Here is a 16,594-nt window from a genome sequence, read left to right as displayed (position 1 = left end):
GGTTTCAACGACGCGGGGTGGAGCAGCTCGGTAGCTCGCTGGGCTCATAACCCAGAGGTCGCAGGTTCAAATCCTGTCCCCGCTACTGAAGACCTGGGGCCGGAATCCAACGGGATTCCGGCCCCAGGTGTTTTCCACGAGGTTCGCGAGACCTCCGAGGCCCCCAAGGTCCGCGAGGTCCATCACGGCCCGTGCCGGACGGGTCGGCGCTCACCCGCCCGGCTCCCGCCGGCTCGCTCCCCACCCCCGCTCCCGGGAATCTGGACAGAGCGCGGGAAGGGCAGGAGTCACGTGGCCGGGCGTCGTGAGGTGGAGAAGTGGGCGCCGGGGCCCGTCGAGCCCGAGCGACGGACCGTCTCCTACGCCCACACCCGCACCCTCGTCCGCCTGCTGCCCGCGCTGCTGATCGCCGCGGGAGTCTGTTACGACCTCCTCTCGCCCAAGGACTTCACCGCGGCCCCCTTCTTCACGGCCGCCGCGCTCGTGGCCGCACCGCTCTTCTCGCTCGGCGCCACCGTCTGCACGGGCATCGTGGGAACAGCGGCCATGGCCCTCGTGCACCTCAGGTTCGCCTTCGACGTGGGCGCGGTCACCGAGGTCGTCACCGTGGGAACCGTCGCCGGCCTGGCGATCGTCATCAACCGGCTGGTGAGCCTCGGCAACGCCCGCCTCGCCTCGGCGCGGGAGATCGCCGAGGCCGCCCAGCGGGCCGTACTGCCCGAACCGGCCGGGCGGATCGGCGGGCTCGACATCGCGGCCAGATACGTGGCGGCGCAGGCGGACGCGTTCATCGGGGGCGACCTGTACGCCGTGCAGGACACCCCGCACGGCGTACGGCTCGTCCTGGGAGACGTGCGGGGCAAGGGCATGGGGGCGGTCGGCACCGTGGCCGTCGTCATCGGGGCCTTCCGGGAGGCCGCCGAGCACGAGGCCACTCTGGAGGCGGTCGCCCAGCGACTGGAACGGGCACTGGCGCGCGAGGGCGTCCGGCGGGACAGCGTCGAGATCTTCGAAGGCTTCACCACCGCCGTCCTCGCCGAGATCCCGCACGGCGCCCAGGTCGTACGCCTCGTCAACCGCGGCCACCCCGGGCCCCTCCTCCTGCACGGCGACGGAACCGTCCGCACACTCGCCGCGGCGGATCCCTCGCTGCCCCTCGGGATGGGGGAGCTGGGCGGCCGGCCCGACCGCGCGCAGGAGGAGGCGCTCCCGGGCGGGGCCGTGCTGCTCCTCCACACCGACGGGCTGTCCGAGGCCCGGGACGAGCGGGGCGTGTTCTTCGATCCGGTGGGACAGCTGTCCGGGCGGGTCTTCGCCGGGCCCGACGAACTGCTCGACGAGCTGGTGGACGACGTCCACCGGTACACCGGGGGCCGGTCCACGGACGACATGGCGCTGCTCGCCGTGCGACGGCCGTAGCGGTACGCCCTTCCCGCGCCCTTCCCGCGACTTTCCTGTGGGGATCCCGCGACCTGTCCGCGAGCATCCAGGGTCCATATCACCTGCAGTAGTCGAATGACGCCCCTGCGCACAACAACTGACGCACCGTCAACAGATCCGACACCGGTGAATGGCGATCAACTCGCCCGATTTACCCCGCTCATGACCTGTAAGTCCAGGTCAAGAGCCTTAACGATCATCAAGAACAGCTTGGAATCCAGTGCCCGCGTCTATTAACGTTCGATAACGCAGCGCGGTCGTCCCAGCCGTCACAAGAGATGGCTCCGTGCGCACGCGCCGAATCCCGCAAGGGAACCGGGGAACCACCTACATGGGGTGAATCGCGTGTCTTTCGCGGTGTTTGACACCGTGGTTGACGCGCGTAGGAGACCTTCCTGCTCCGAACCCGTCAGCTAACCCGGTAGGCGAGAAGGAAGGAAAGGAGCGCGCCCACGTGGCGTCCAACAGGCCTGCCCCCGCACCCTCGTTCGTGCCGAATGAGTTCACGGGGGACACCTCGGGTGACAAGAAGCCCGACACCTTCGCCTACGGCGCTCGTAAGGACGAGGAGACCTGGGAGGTCTGGAATCCCAGCGCGGACACCGTCGTTCCCGTCCGCGGCCGGCACCGCGTCTCCAAGCAGCGCGGCGGAGGACTCGCCCGCAGCTCCACCGTTCTGGGCGTCGGTGTCATAGCCGCCGTCGGCGCGGGCGGCATGGCCACCGCGCAGACCGGCAAGCCGCCGGTGTCGATCTCGATCCCCGACCTGCCGAACGTGGGCTCGCTGATCTCGGACGAAGAGGCCCCCGAGGGCTCCAGCACGCCGCTCACCGCCGCCGGCCTCACCACGGCCGACGCCGAGCAGGGCAGCGCGGACGCCGGTGAGGCCCTGCGCACCCGCATCATGCTCCAGGCGGAGCTCCAGCAGGACCAGGTCGACCGCGAGGCCCAGGCGGCCGCAGAGGCCGCCGCCGCGAAGAAGGCCGCCACGCTGGCGGCCAAGGAGCAGGACGCGGCGAAGGCCAAGGCCGCCGCCGCCGAGCAGAAGAAGAAGGACGAGGCCAAGAAGAAGGCCGAGGCCGCGCGCCTCGCCGAACTCGCCACGCAGTACACGCTGCCCACCTCCTCGTACACGATCACCTCGACCTACGGGCAGTCCGGCTCGCTGTGGTCCTCGGGCCAGCACACGGGTCTGGACTTCGCCGCTCCCACGGGTACCCCGATCAAGGCCGTTCACAGCGGCACGGTCACCGAGGCGGGCTGGAACGGCTCGTACGGCTACCGCACGGTCCTCACGCTCGACGACGGCACCGAGGTCTGGTACGCCCACCAGTCGTCGATCGGGGTCAGCGTCGGGCAGAAGGTCGGCACGGGCGACGTCATCGGCCGCGTGGGCGCGACCGGCAACGTCACCGGGGCGCACCTGCACCTGGAGGTCCACACCAGCGGCGGCAGCGGCATCGACCCGATGGCCTGGCTGCGCGGCAAGGGCCTCAACCCGTAGGCCGCTCGCGGTCCGGACGCCCGTAGGTACGGAATACGGCCGTCCGGTACGGCCGTTGACGTACCCATGACTTCTCTTCGCAAGCTGGGTTCGTCCGACCTGGAGGTCTTCCCGCTCGCCCTCGGCGGCAACGTCTTCGGCTGGACCGCCGACGAGGCCAGGTCCTTCGCCGTGCTCGACGCGTACACCGCCGCCGGCGGGAACTTCGTGGACAGCGCCGACACGTACTCGGCCTGGGCGCCGGGCAACGAGGGCGGTGAGTCCGAGACCGTCCTCGGCGACTGGCTGACCGCGCGCGGCAACCGCGCAGACGTCCTCGTCGCGACCAAGGTCGGTGCCCATCCCCGGTACAAGGGCCTGTCCGCGGCGAACATCAAGGCGGCCGCCGAGGCGTCGCTGCGTCGTCTGAAGACGGACCACATCGACCTCTACTACACGCACTTCGACGACCCGTCCGTCCCGGTCGAGGAGATCCTCGCGGCCCTGGACGAGCTCGTGCGCGCCGGCAAGGTCCGCGCGATCGCCGCGTCCAACCTCTCTCCCGAACGGCTCCAGGAGTCCCTGGACTTCTCCGACCGCGAGGGCCTCGCGCGGTACGTGGCGCTCCAGCCCCACTACAACCTGGTCTCCCGCGACACGTACGAAGGACCGCTCCAGGACGTCGCCTCGCGCGGCGGACTGGCCGCCGTGCCCTACTCCGCGCTCGCGGCAGGATTTCTCACCGGCAAGTACCGGGCGGGCGCCCGCATCGACAGCCCCCGGGCCGGTTCGGCGGGCAAGCACCTGGAGACGGAGCGGGGGCAGCGGGTCCTGGCCGCGCTCGACGAGGTCGCGCAGGAACGCGGGGCCGAGATCGCGACCGTGGCCCTGGCCTGGCTCGCGTCCCGCCCGACGGTCGCCGCGCCGATCGCCAGCGCCCGTACGGTGGAGCAGCTTCCGGCGCTGCTGAAGGTGGCGGAGCTGACCCTCACGGACGCGGACCTCACGAAGCTGACCAACGCCTCCGCCTGAGGCGCCCGAGTCCCGCGCCTGAGAGGTTCACCGGGGCCGGGGCCTGCGCGGGTTCCGGGCCTGGTTCCGCAGAGGGGTCCGGAGGGTTCCGCGGTGATTGCCGCGGCAGTGGCTCAGGTCCGGTACGGGTTGTACGTGGGATGCGGCGCCGAGGTCGGGTGCGGAGCAGGATGCCCGTGTCGGTCCCCGTTGGGGTGTTCCGCGTGCTGATGTCCCGTGTATGGGTACCCGTGTCCCGGCCAGAGTGGCGGCGCCGGGGGCGGGGCCGTCGCTCTGGCCGCGTACGCCAGGGCCGGGCGGGCCGGCTCCCGGCGGGCCCACAGCTCGTGGAGCAGCTCCCGTTCCCGTACGACGAAGTCCGCGCCCGCCCGGCCGCGGCGGCCCCGGTGACGCAGGAACGCCAGCGACGTCGCGTACGCCTCGTACTCCGCGACGGCCCGGCCCGCGTCCCGACCGCCGTGGTGGGTGGCGTACTCGCGGGCCAGCCGCCGAGCCTTCATCGAGCCGAGGACGAACGGCTCGGGTGCGGCGATCCAGCCCGCCATGGCGTACGGGGGAAGTTCGTCGCGGACCGTGCCCAGTTCGCGCTGGCGGGTCCAGACGGCCAGCCAGGTGAGCAGCCCGAACGACGGCACCATGAAGGCCGCGTAGACCGCGAAGAAGCCGTAGTCGCCGAAGCTCGACGAGCCGTTCCACATCGCGTGCATGCCCATCGCGAGCAGCAGCCCGGTGATCGGGAGGAGCACGCGGCGCACCCGCTGGCGGTCCGCGGCGCGCGCGGCGATGCCGAAACCGATCCCGGTCAGCACGGTGAACAGCGGGTGCGCGAAGGGCGACATGATCACGCGTACGAAGAAGGTGGCGGCGGTGACGGAGAAGATGCCCGTGTCGCCGGTGAGCTGGTCGGTGCCGAACGCGGTGCCCAGATAGAGGATGTTCTCGGTGAACGCGAAGCCCGTCGCGGTGACCCCGGCTATCACCACGCCGTCGACGATCCCGGTGAAGTCCCGTCTGCGGAACAGGAAGACGAGCAGGACCGCCGCGGCCTTCGCCGACTCCTCGACGACCGGCGCTATGACGGTCGCGCCGAGGGTGTCGGCGTGGGACGGGTCGGCGGTGGCCGTCGCTATCCACTGGGTCGCGAAGCTGTTCGCGACGATGGCTATCAGGGCGGCCGCGCAGGCGCCCCACGCGAAGGAGAAGAGAATGTTTCTCCAGGGCCCCGGATCGACCCGGTCCAGCCAGCGGAACGCGGCGACGAGGAGCGGGACGGGCAGCACGGCCAGCCCCAGGCCCACCAGGAAGCCCTCGGTGCCGGTCTGTTTGCGGACGAGCGCCAGGATCACGAGGCCCGAGAGGGTGAGCAGGGCGGTCAGCGCGCCGTAACGCACCCACTTGCGCTGCCACCAGCGCGCGCGCCGACGGACGCCTCCGGCGGGAAGGCCGGGGGGTGCCGGGGGTGGAAGGCTGGTGGCCATGACAAAAACCCTAACGAGGGAGGGGCGTGGCCCGCGAGAGTGCCCCCTCGGGGGCGTGGGGCCGTGGCTTCGTGCGGCTCCGCCGTGTGGGTGCGATCAGCCCTCCGTGTTCTCCTCGTCGCGGGTTGCGGTGCGCGGTCCGCGCCTCGCACGTCGCTCGCCGGACCCCACACGGGGGCTCAGCCGCCCGTGCTGTCCGCAGTAAGCGGTACGCGGCGGAACAGCAGATCGTTCACTGCGTGACCCTTGTCCAGGCCCTGGCCCTCGAAACGCGTCAGGGGCCGGAAGGCGGGACGTGGCGCGAAGCCGCCGTCGGGCCGGGTGTTCTCGAAGTCCGGGTGCGCGGTGAGGACTTCGAGCATGACCTCCGCGTACGGTTCCCAGTCCGTCGCGCAGTGCAGCAGTGCGCCGGGGCGCAGGCGGGACGCGGCGAGTGTGAGGAACTCCGGCTGGATCAGGCGCCTTTTGTGGTGGCGCTTCTTGGGCCACGGGTCCGGGAAGTAGACCCGCAGGCCGGCGAGGGAGTCCGGCGCCAGCATCTCGCGCAGCAGGATGATCGCGTCGCCGTTGCCGACGCGGAGGTTGGACAGGCCGGCCCGGTCCGCGAGGTTCAGCAGGTTGCCCTGGCCCGGGGTGTGGACGTCGACGGCGAGGATTCCGGTGCCCGGGTCCTCGGAGGCCATCACGGCGGTCGCCTCGCCCATGCCGAAGCCGATCTCCAGCACGACCGGGATGTCGGCCCCGAACAGCTCGGCGAGGTCGAGGGTCCGCTGTCCGTCGATGTCCAGGCCCCACTTCGGCCACAGACGCTGCAGCGCGTCCTCCTGGCCCTGGGTGACGCGGCTCCGGCGTGGCTGGAAGCTGCGGATCCGTCGCTCGAAGTGGGAGCCTGCCGGGTCGGCGCGGGGGCCGTCGGGGAAGCGGGGCTCGCCCTTTGGGCGGGGGGTACGGGGGGTGCCGGCGGGGGCGTCGACGCGGGCATCGACGGGCGGGCCGTCGGGTGCGGTGCGGGGCGGGGCGTCGGGGTGGCCGGAGGGTTCGGGGGTGAGGGGTGAGTCAGACACAGTGGGTTGATTTTACGGCGTGTGGGGTGGCGGGGGCGCGGTGTGGGGTGGGGGTGTGGGGTGGCGGGTACGCCGTGTGGGGGTGTCGCGTTCGTGGTGGGTCGGGGCCGTGCCGGTACGTCGAGTCCGCCGCGGCCGGGCGTACTGCCCTCTGCTGCCATGGTGAGCTCCGTGAGGAAGAGCTAGGCGGCGGACTGCGACGTACCGGCACGGCCCCTTCCGTGAGGACGGAGGCCGCGGCCCCTTTCGTGAGGACGGAGGCCGCGGCCCCTTCCGTGCGGGCGGCGCGGCGTCCGTCGTGGGGTGGTGGTGGCGTCGGTGCGGGGTGCGGCCGGGCTCTTCAGGTGTTTGCGAGGGCCTTGAGGGTTCGGCGGGCCACTTCTCGGCCGATGGGGAGTGAGGCCGTGGCCGCGGGGGAGGGCGCGTTCAGTACGTGGACCGTGCGGGGGCCCTCCTGGATCAGGAAGTCGTCCACCAGGGTGCCGTCACGCAGGACCGCCTGGGCTCGGACGCCCGCGGACGCCGGGACCAGGTCGTCGGGGGTCACCGCGGGCAGCAGGCGCCGGACCGCCTGGGTGAAGGCCGTCTTGGAGAGCGAGCGGCGCAGCTCCCCGCCGCCGTAGCGCCAGTGGCTCCGGGCCATGTGCCAGGAACCGGGCCAGGCCAGGGTCGTGGCCAGCTCGCGGGGGCGGACCGTACGCCAGTCGTAGCCCTCGCGCGCCAGCGCCGGGACGGCGTTCGGACCGATGTGGACGCTGCCGTCGATGCCCCGGGTGAGGTGGACGCCGAGGAAGGGGAACGCGGGGTCGGGGACGGGGTAGACGAGGCCGTTGACCAGGTCGGGGCGGGCCAGGGTGTAGTACTCGCCGCGGAAGGGGACGATCCGCATCTCGGGGTCGTCGCCCGTCAGGCGGGCCACGGCGTCGCAGTGGAGGCCGGCGCAGTTGACCAGCACGCGCGCGCGGACGACCGTGCCGTCGTCCGTGCGGACGGCCACTCCGCGGTCGGGACGTCGGTCGATGTACGCGACCTTCGCGCCGTACCGGATCCGGGCCCCCGAGGCGTCCGCGAGCTGTCGGGCCACACCCACGAAGTCGCACACCCCTGTCGTGGCGACACGGATCGCGGCGAGGCCCCGCACCTCGGGCTCGTACTCGCCGATCTGGGAGGCGCCCAGCTCGCGGACCGCGATGCCGTTCTCCCGGCCCCGCTGTACCAGTGCGTGCAGGCGGGGGAGCTCGTCCCGCTCCGTGGCGACGATCAGCTTGCCGGTCACCGCGTGCGCGATGTCGTACTCCGCGCAGAACTTGACCAGCTCGGCGGCGCCCCGCACCGCGAACCGGGCCTTCAGCGAGCCCGGGCGGTAGTAGATCCCGCTGTGGATGACCCCGCTGTTGCGTCCCGTCTGATGGCGGGCCGGGCCGGGCTCCTTCTCCAGCACCGTCACCCGCGTGCCCGGAGCGGAACGCGTGATCGCGTAGGCCGTCGACAGACCGACGATCCCGCCCCCGATCACGAGCACGTCACAGTCGTGAGCGATCTCCCGCACCATTCGTCCGTCCACCTCCCGCCTTCGGCTTTCACCTCCGACTCGCATCTCCGATAGTGCACTGCGCCACTGACAACGGCCTCAAACCCCAGGAACACGGGGGATGCGCGGTCCCGGTAGCGCTTCGTGGTGCCGGTCACCTCTGCCGACCGGCACCGGTGGTGCTTCCTGTGACGGGTACCGGTGGTGCTTTCCTGCCCCTAGGCCGGGGCCATGAGCAGCGGCCTGGCCCGCTCGCGCAGCTCCACGACGCGTGGCTCGTCGCCGTACGGCTCCAGTCGGTGGAGGAGATCCTTCACGTACTCCGTGGTGCGGGCCGAGGAGATGCGCCCGGCCACCTCCACCGCCCGTACGCCCTGCTCGCACGCCGCGTCGAGGTTGCCCGACTCGAGCTCGGCGACCGCCGACACCACCAGACGCAGCCCGTGGGACCGTACGAACTCCTCCGTCGGCTTCGACAGGGCCTGCTCGGTGAAACGGCGGACCTGCCGCGGAGCCTTCAGATCGCGGTAGCACTCCGCCGCGTCGGCCGCGAAACGGTCGTACGAGTAGAAGCCGAGCCAGGACGGGTCCTGGTCGCCGTCACGAGCCCGCTCCAACCAGCCCTCGGCCGCCTTCAGGGCGCCGCCGGCCGCCTGGGCGTCACCCGCGCGCGCGTGGGCCCGGGCCTCCACCAGGCGGAAGAAGCTCATCGTGCGGGCGGTGGCCAGGCCGCGGTTGCGCTCCAGGGCGGCCTGCGCGAGGTCCACGCCCTCGTCGCCGAAGCCGCGGTAGGTCGCCTGGAGGGACATGGAAGCCAGTACGTAGCCCCCTAAGGGCACGTCCGCCGCCGCGCGGGCCAGGCGCAGTGCCTGGATGTAGTAGCGCTGTGCGGCCTCCTGCTGGCCCGTGTCGAAGGCCATCCAGCCCGCCAGGCGGGTGAGTTCGGCGCTCGCCCCGAAAAGGGCCCGGCCGACCTCGTCCGAGTACGAGCCCAGGAGCAGCGGTGCCGCCTCGACCCGTAAGCACTCCGGCACCATGGACGAACGCCAGTCGCCGCCTCCGTACTTGGAGTCCCAGCGCCTGGCGTCCTCGGCGGCCTCCCGCAGCTTCTGCACGTCGCTGTGGCCGACTTTCAGCGGTGCTCCGGAGCCCTCCGCCGGGTTCGCGTCGCGTGCAACCGAGCTGTCGGCCGGTGTTATCAGCCACCTGGACGCGGGAGTCGCGTACGCGCTCACCGCGAACGATCCGGCGAGAGACTGCCAGATGCCGCCCGAACCTGCCCGGCGCCCCGCGAGGTCGAGCCGGTAGAGGTCCGTCGCGGACCGTACGGCCTGTCCCACGTCTCGGGGGAAGGCGAGGCCCACCTCGGGCGCGGGATCCGCGTCCGCCAGACCGATCTCGTGGAGCGGGACCGGGCGGCCGAGTTTCTGGCCGATGGCGGCGGCGATGAGGTGCGGCGCGGCGCCCTGCGGCACCATGCCTTTCGACACCCAGCGCGCCACCGACGTCTTGTCGTAGCGAAGAGTCAACCCGCGTTGAGCGCCAAGATCGTTGACGCGACGCGCGAGTCCTGCGTTGCTGATTCCCGCGAGGGCGAGAACGGCGCCGAGTTTTTCGTTCGGCCCGCGTTGCTCCCTGGACATGCGCCACCCCTCGACACAGACGGCTGCCGCGCGGGTTCAGCCACGCGGCATTCGTGCTGCGTCTTCCCGGGTGCCAACCCCTGGAACCCCACCCGCAAAAGCACGTGGCCGAGCCCTCAGGAATATGCCTCCCGCGAAAACACAGGCAAACACAGGGTAGTTCGCCGCATCCCAAGCGTTAAGGGGCATTGTTCCGGATGGCGGGATTGTGGTCCGCGGGCAAGCACGGAGCGTCGTGTCGTGCTCCCGTTGTGTGGCCGTGCGCCTGTCCGTGCGCTCTTCTCCGGCCACCGGGGGAGCGCTTGCATGGATCGTGCGTGGGTCGGCCCGCTGTACTGGATCCAGTGGGCTGGGGGACACCGCCGCCTACATCCCCGCGGGCGGCGGACCGGTCCGGGAGGCGGACTCCGCCTCCCGGACTGTGCGTTGCGCACAGCCTGTACGGAGCGTGTGCAACGCCCTGCGTCCATCCCCGATTTGGCTGAATATCGCCCCCTCCGTCCGAGGGCAAATACCGCTCCCACCACGGAATTTGAGGGCGCGTTGGGTGCCTTGGGGGAGCGTACCGGGGGCGCATTCAGGTCGTAGCCGCAGGGGCAATTCTCCTCGATCGCCTCTCCCCGTGCGTGCGTCGGCCTCGGACGGGGCATCTCCCAGGGGCGCACTCCGGGGAGCACAAGCGGCCTCGCCGGCCCTCCGGTGCGCATTCTTCGTGGCAGCATGGTGACCGGTTCGTGCGGTGCACTGGTTGTCCACAGCCTGTGGAGGCGGCGATGCGATGGTTGGTGGGATGGAGCAGCACCGTCGCTCGCGCGCCTGAGGCCGGTTCGGCGGGCGCGACCGGGAGCGACGGAGAGACGGTTCACCCGGTCGGTTCCCAGCTCCTGTGGGGCGACCCCGATCCGCTCTGGGCGGTCGGCGACTGGCGCCCCGACGAGGTGCGCGTCATCAAGGCCGACGACCAGAACCGCATGGCGGTGCTCGGCACCTGCGGTGCCTCCGACGAGGAACTGCGCGTGGGCCTGTTCGCCGCGCGCGGCGGGGCACTTCGGCATCTGACGGCCTGGCCCGGCAGTTACACGGCCGTCGTCCAGGTGGGCCGCCGGGTCATGGTCTGCGGCGATCTCGCGGGCGCCAGGCCGGTGTTCTACACGCCCTGGGCGAGCGGCACGGCCTACTCGACCGCGGCTCTGCCCCTCGCCGACCTCATCGAGGCCAACCTCGACTTCGGACATCTGGCGGCCCTGCTCGCCGCTCCCGACGTACCGGCCGCTCTCCACGACACGACCCCCTACGAGGGCGTGCGGCGCATTCCGCCGGGGCACGCGCTGATCCTGCGCGCGGGCGCACGGGAGATCGCCGGCTACGAGGCGGTGGCCTCCCTCGCCGTCGCCGCCCCCATCGCCGACGCCGTCAGTGCGGTGGACGGCGTCCGGGACGCCCTGGTGGAGGCCGTGCGCGCGCGGCTCGCCGCCCCCAGACACGTACCGGGAGCCGACATAGACCCGGGACCCGTACCCGGGATGGGGCCCGCCGAGCGGCGCGCGGCCCGCGGCATGCCCGTGCCCGGTATTGGAGCCGACCTCTCCGGAGGCCCCGCCTCGGGCACCCTCGCCCTCCTCGCCGCCGGTCTGCCCGGCGCACCCGGCACCGTCCTGGGGCACGGCACGGGCGCCGGCGAGCGGCTCCTCGCGGTCACCTTCAACGACCTGGCGGTGAAGGGCCGGGAAGCGGAACTGGAACGGGCCGGGACGCTCGCCGCCAACCCGCGACTGCACCACGTGGTGGTCGCCGGGGGCGAGGAAGTGCTCCCCTACGCCGAGTTGGAGGGCCCCCTGACGGACGAGCCGGGCCCGTCCCTGGTGACGGCCGTCCGCCATCGCGCCCGCCTGGCCTCGGGCAGCGCGGACCACTTCACGGGGTACGGGGCCCGACAGGTACTGGACGCCCACCCGGCCCGCCTCGCGGACCTGCTCATGGACCGCAAGCGGCGCCATCTGGTGCGCCCGGTCGCGGCGTTGGCCAAGGCCGACGGCTCGGTCATGGTCCCCGCGCGCGTGTACGGCGCGGCCCGCAAACTGGCCCGTACGCCCTACCTGGTCGGTATCGAAGGGCTGGCCGACCGGCTGCTGCACAGGCGGTTCGAGGAGCCGGGAGGTGCCGTGGGGGCGTCTCTCGCCGCGCTCACGTGGGCCAGACCGGGACCCGCCGCGCGCTGGCTGACGGGCGAGGCCCTCGCTGAAGTATCGGTTCGTCTGACGGGCTCGGCGACCCGCGCGAGCGTCGGCCCCGGCCAGCGGCCGGGCGACTTCCGGGCCCGCACCGCGCTGGCCCGGCACGCCGCCGACCTGCGCATCCTGGAACAGGCCGCGGAGGTCCGCTTCCAGCGTCTGCACGCCCCCTTCCTCGACAACCAGGTCGTACGCGCCTGCCGCGCCCTCCCCGAAGCACTGCGCGTCCAGCCCGGAGCGCGGGCCGCCATACTGCGTACGGTCCTGGAGGGTGCCGGAGTGGCCGACCTCCCGCCCGGCTGGGGCGCACCCTCCCACGCGTCCTCGGCCGCCGCCGCGCGCACCGGGCTCCGCGTCGCCGTGGACGAACTGGTGGCCCTCTTCGACACGCCTCTCCTCGCCCAGGCGGGCCTGGTCGAGGCCCGCGTCGTCCGCAAGGCCCTGCGGGCGGCGGCCGACGGAGAGCCCCTGCCCCTGGAGGGCCTCGCGGACCTGGTCTCGCTCGAACTGTGGCTCCGCCGCCTCCTGGACCGCCGCGGCACCTGCTGGACGGGCACCCCGGCCCGCCAGCGCGCCGTCCCGGCGGGAATCCGGCCCCAGAGGGGGGCACTGGGCGCGGGCGCGCGGAGAGGCTAGACGGGCACAGGAGGGCGTAGGCATGCGAGGGGCCCGGCCGGGCTGCGTTCTTATGTTTTCAGCCCCTCAGGCGTTCGAGGGACGAGGGCTCAGCGGCCGATCCTCTGAAGCTGGTCCCTGAAGGAGACGGAAAGGGCAGGGTTCCGGCGGCAAGGGAAGGTGCGGCGGGGACGGAAAAGCCCGGCCCCGCCCCAGCACACCGGCGACAATGGCCCCGTGCGGTACAGAATCCTGGGCGTCACCCAGGCGGCGGACACCCAGGGCAATGACCTGCCCCTGGGAGGCCCCCGCCTCCGCGCGCTTCTCACGGCCCTTGCCCTGAGGACCACCCGCACCACGTCCCCGGAGACCCTCATCGACGAGGTCTGGCCGGACGATCCCCCGCACGACGCCCCCGCCGCCCTGCAGGCCCTCGTGGGCCGCCTGCGCCGAGCCCTCGGCCGGGACGCCGTCGCCTCGGAGCCCGGCGGCTACCGCCTCGACGCCACCCCGGAGGACGTCGACCTGTTCGTCTTCGAACGGCTGGTCCGTGAGGGCAGGGCCCGCCTGGACGATGATCCGGCCACTGCCGCCCGCACTCTCAGGGAAGCCCTGTCCCTGTGGCGGGGCCCGGCCCTCGCCGACCTGCCCGACCGCGCCGCGGCGGCGGCCCGCCCGGAGTCCCTCCGTCAGGAGGCGACACGCGCGCGCGTGGAGGCGGACCTGTGCAACGGCCACGCCCACGACGCCGTACCGGAGTTGAAGGAGCTCACCGGTCTCCACCCGTACGACGAACCGCTGCACGCCCTCCTCATCCGGGCCCTGCGGGACACCGGCCGCCGGGCGGACGCGTTGGCGGCGTACGAGACGGTCCGCCGTGCCCTGACGGACGGTCTGGGCACGGACCCGGGCCCGGAACTCCGCGCCCTGCACGCCGAACTGCTGACTCCACGGCCCGCACCCGCACCCGCGCCTGCGTCCGCACCATCACCTGCGTCTGCGTCTGCGTCTGCGTCTGCGGCGGAAGCGGGTGGGTCCGTGTACGGCCGCGGGCCCGCGGGTACCCCGGTCGCGTCCACGCGCGGTCCTGCACCGGCGTCCACGCACGGTTCCGGACCGGCGTCCACGTACGGTCCCGCGTTCGCCCCGAGCCCGGCTGCGGGGCCCCGTTCCAGCCCGCCCGCGACGGTGCCGATGCGGGTGCCGGTGCCCCCGAGCCCGTACGCGGCCGTCGCTCCCGCGGAACCCGAGCAGTCCGGCAACATCCGCCCCCGTCTGAATTCCTTCGTGGGCCGGGAACCCGAACTCGACGCGATCCGTTCCGAATTGCACAGGGCCCGTCTCGTCACCCTCACCGGACCGGGCGGCTCCGGCAAGACCCGCCTCGCCGAGGAAGCCGCCGCCGGGCATCCGCAGGCATGGCTGGCCGAGCTCGCCCCGCTCGACCGGCCGGAGGCGGTGCCCGGCGCGGTGGTCAGTGCCCTCGGTCTGCGCGAGACCGTGCTGATGACCCACGAGATGACGGTGCAGCAGGACGACCCGGTCGCCCTGCTCGTCGAGTACTGCGCCCCACGCAGCCAACTCCTGATCCTTGACAATTGCGAACATGTGATCGACGCCGCGGCCGAGCTCGCCGAGACGCTCCTGACCCACTGCCCGGGGCTCACGATCCTGGCCACCAGCCGTGAACCCCTGGGTGTCCCCGGCGAGTCCGTGCGTCCGGTCGAGCCCCTCCTCCCCGGCCCCGCGCACCGCCTCTTCCTGGAGCGCGCGGCAGCCGTCGGCCCTGGCGCCGGTGTCACCGACGACCCCGCCGCCGTCGACGAGATCTGCCGCCGCCTGGACGGTCTGCCGCTCGCCATCGAGCTGGCCGCCGCCCGCCTGCGGATGCTCACCGCTCGTCAGATCGCCGACCGCCTCGACGACCGGTTCCGCCTCCTCACCTCGGGAAACCGCACGGCCCTGCCCCGCCAGCAGACTCTGCGCGCGGTCGTCGACTGGTCCTGGGACCTCCTCGACGAGTCCGAGCGGACCGTCCTGCGGGAGGTCTCCGTCTTCGCGGGCGGCTGGGACCTGGAGGCCGCGGAGGCCGTGTGCAGCGGTCCCGTCGCCGAGGCCGTCGGAGCGCTGGTCGACAAGTCACTGGTCGTCGCGGCTCCCTGCCGGAGAGGCGCCGGTGGCATGCGCTACCGCATGCTGGAGACCATCCACGAGTACGCCGCGGAGCGTGCCGCCGTAACGCCCGAGCTGCGTACCGCGGCCGAGCGGAGACACCGGGCGTGGGCCCGCGCGCTGGCCGAGGAGGCGGACCCCCTGCTGCGGTCCGCCGACCAGCTCCGGTGGATCCAACGCCTGGAGACCGACATGGACAACATCCGTGCGGCGCTCCACCGCAGCGTTGTCGCCGCCGACGAGCCGGAGGCCGGCGCCCTGGTGCTCGCCATGGGCTGGTTCTGGTGGCTGCGCAACTTCCGGCGGGAGGGCGCTGCCTGGACCGGCCGGGTCGTGCGCCTGGGTGCGGCGCTCGACGCTCGGCGATCGCCGGACGCACCGACTGCGGACGCACCGACTCCGGCCGCCGCTGCTCCGGCCGCGGGGGCACGGGCGGAAGTCCCGGAGCGCCCGGAGCGGGCATGGCCGCGCCGCGGGACCTCCGGCGTGATCAGGACCGGAGATGTCACCAGCCCGGCGGGGGCCGACAACGCCCCCGGTCCGGTCGGGGTCCGGGATGTCACCGACCCGGTCGGAGCCGGGGACGACACCACAGGCATGAGCGGGGCCCGGGGCATCAGCGACGACGACCCCTTCGGAGTCCGGGGCACCAGCGACCCCTTCGGGGCCGGCTTCGATCCCGGCCCCGGCCCCGGCCTCGACCTCGACTCCGAGGCCGAGAGTGACCACCCCCTGCACAGGCTCCGTACCAAACTGCGTCTGTTGCAGTTCTTCCTGGCGGCGGAGCTCGGTCAGGGCCCGCCGATGGACGAGCGGACCGTGGAGTACGTCACGCGCCTGCGGAACAGACTGGCGCGCGGCGGCCCGGACGCGGCGAGTTTCCCCGGCATCATCTGGCCGCTGATCGGGTTCTTGATCGGCAGCGACGACGTGCGCCGGTCCATGGAGATCTCGCTGGCCAACTGCCGTGTGTACGGCGGCGACTGGGAGATCGGCGCCGCCCTGCTGTTCCGTGTGCACGTGGCCGTCGACACGCCCGGCGGCATGGAGGGCATCGACGAGTACCTCGCGGAGCTGGGGACGGTCTCCCGGCGCGTGGGTGACCGCTGGATGCGCGCCCAGGTGTGCAGCGCGGGCGGCGAGGCGGCCATGGTGCGTGGACGGCTCCAGGAGGCCAAGGGGCAGTACGAGGAGGCGCTGCGGCTCGCCCACGAGGTGGGGGCGTACGCGGAGTCGCCGTTCCTGATCGCCCGGCTCGGTGAGATCGCCTACCGCGAGGGCGACCGGGCCGGCGCCCTCACCGCCCTGGACGAGGCGACGGCCGCGGCCGACCGCTACGCGGTGCCGGACTCGCGGGCGTTCGTCCTTCTCATGCGGTCCCAGATGGCCATCGACGACCGGGACCTCACCCGGGCACGCGAGCTGTGCGAGGCAGCCCGCGCGGAGACCCGCCGGGGCACGCCGCCGCCCCAGTTCATCGCCGCACTGAACGGCATCGACGCCCTCCTCACGGCGACGGAGTCGGGCCCCGGGCCGGGGCTGCGCGGACTGGCCGTCGCCCTGCGCGAAGCCGCGTCGGAGCGGTGCGCGGAGGCGGTCCTCGCGGCGTTGGCCGAGCGGTCGGCGGGAGTCCTGTCCGGTATCGGCGACCACGCGCGCGTGGTCCGTGTTCTCGCGGCCGCCTCCCGATGGCGGGGTGGTCACCCGCGCCCGATGCCCGAGTGCGAGGTACTCGAACGGGTCGAGGCCACGGCCCTGGCCGGGCTCGGCCGCGCCGCCTACGAGACCGAGCGCGCCACCGGCGCCACGCTCACCCCGGACGACGTCCGTAGGGAACTGGCCGAGGCATCGGCCGAGGCCCCGGCCACCGCGAGGCCCTGACCCGCCCCGGCCGTACCCCGTCCT

9 protein-coding genes, 1 tRNA gene and 1 riboswitch are annotated in these 16,594 nt (G+C 72.9%); of the genes, 6 read left to right on the top strand and 4 right to left on the bottom strand.

What is annotated here, in order from left to right; all coding sequences use genetic code 11:
* The first annotated feature begins 11 nt into the window (after positions 1-11).
* The 4 genes from O1Q96_RS43070 to O1Q96_RS43055 all read left to right on the top strand — a co-directional run bounded on the left by O1Q96_RS43070 (position 12) and on the right by O1Q96_RS43055 (position 3,955).
* Positions 12-85, top strand: a tRNA-Met gene (locus tag O1Q96_RS43070).
* 206 nt (positions 86-291) lie between these two features.
* Complete coding sequence (locus tag O1Q96_RS43065) at positions 292-1,419, top strand: PP2C family protein-serine/threonine phosphatase (RefSeq protein WP_269253273.1); 1,128 nt, start codon at positions 292-294, stop codon at positions 1,417-1,419.
* 306 nt (positions 1,420-1,725) lie between these two features.
* A riboswitch (cyclic di-AMP (ydaO/yuaA leader) is annotated at positions 1,726-1,883 on the top strand.
* 11 nt (positions 1,884-1,894) lie between these two features.
* Positions 1,895-2,944 carry a M23 family metallopeptidase gene (locus O1Q96_RS43060; protein WP_269253272.1) on the top strand — a complete coding sequence of 350 codons (1,050 nt, stop codon included), beginning with the start codon at positions 1,895-1,897 and terminating at the stop codon, positions 2,942-2,944.
* Between the two features lie 66 nt (positions 2,945-3,010).
* Positions 3,011-3,955, top strand: a complete 945-nt coding sequence (locus O1Q96_RS43055; protein ID WP_269253271.1) for an aldo/keto reductase — start codon at positions 3,011-3,013, stop codon at positions 3,953-3,955.
* A 113-nt stretch (positions 3,956-4,068) separates the two neighbouring features.
* On the opposite strand, the gene O1Q96_RS43050 is transcribed toward O1Q96_RS43055, so the two are convergent.
* The 4 genes from O1Q96_RS43050 to O1Q96_RS43035 all read right to left on the bottom strand — a co-directional run bounded on the left by O1Q96_RS43050 (position 4,069) and on the right by O1Q96_RS43035 (position 9,671).
* Positions 4,069-5,433 (bottom strand): PrsW family intramembrane metalloprotease, encoded by a 1,365-nt coding sequence (locus O1Q96_RS43050; RefSeq protein WP_269253270.1) that lies wholly within the window; start codon positions 5,431-5,433, stop codon positions 4,069-4,071.
* A gap of 179 nt (positions 5,434-5,612) precedes the next feature.
* Positions 5,613-6,497 carry a tRNA (guanosine(46)-N7)-methyltransferase TrmB gene (gene trmB, locus O1Q96_RS43045; protein WP_269253269.1) on the bottom strand — a complete coding sequence of 295 codons (885 nt, stop codon included), beginning with the start codon at positions 6,495-6,497 and terminating at the stop codon, positions 5,613-5,615.
* Positions 6,498-6,837: 340 nt separating this feature from the next.
* Positions 6,838-8,049 (bottom strand): L-2-hydroxyglutarate oxidase, encoded by a 1,212-nt coding sequence (lhgO, locus tag O1Q96_RS43040; protein ID WP_269253268.1) that lies wholly within the window; start codon positions 8,047-8,049, stop codon positions 6,838-6,840.
* A gap of 197 nt (positions 8,050-8,246) precedes the next feature.
* Positions 8,247-9,671, bottom strand: a complete 1,425-nt coding sequence (locus tag O1Q96_RS43035; protein WP_269253267.1) for an NsdA family TPR-like regulatory protein — start codon at positions 9,669-9,671, stop codon at positions 8,247-8,249.
* A gap of 773 nt (positions 9,672-10,444) precedes the next feature.
* Here O1Q96_RS43035 and O1Q96_RS43030 point away from each other — a divergent pair.
* Positions 10,445-12,538: an asparagine synthase-related protein gene (locus tag O1Q96_RS43030; protein ID WP_269253266.1), complete on the top strand. Its 2,094-nt coding sequence runs from the start codon at positions 10,445-10,447 to the stop codon at positions 12,536-12,538.
* 216 nt (positions 12,539-12,754) lie between these two features.
* Positions 12,755-16,570: an AfsR/SARP family transcriptional regulator gene (locus tag O1Q96_RS43025; protein ID WP_269253265.1), complete on the top strand. Its 3,816-nt coding sequence runs from the start codon at positions 12,755-12,757 to the stop codon at positions 16,568-16,570.
* The last annotated feature ends 24 nt before the right edge of the window (positions 16,571-16,594 follow it).

This window comes from Streptomyces aurantiacus (assembly GCF_027107535.1).
Taxonomy (GTDB): Bacteria; Actinomycetota; Actinomycetes; order Streptomycetales; family Streptomycetaceae; genus Streptomyces.
The sequence above is the reverse complement of the archived record's forward strand: the minus strand, read 5'-3'. Positions and strand labels throughout refer to the sequence as shown.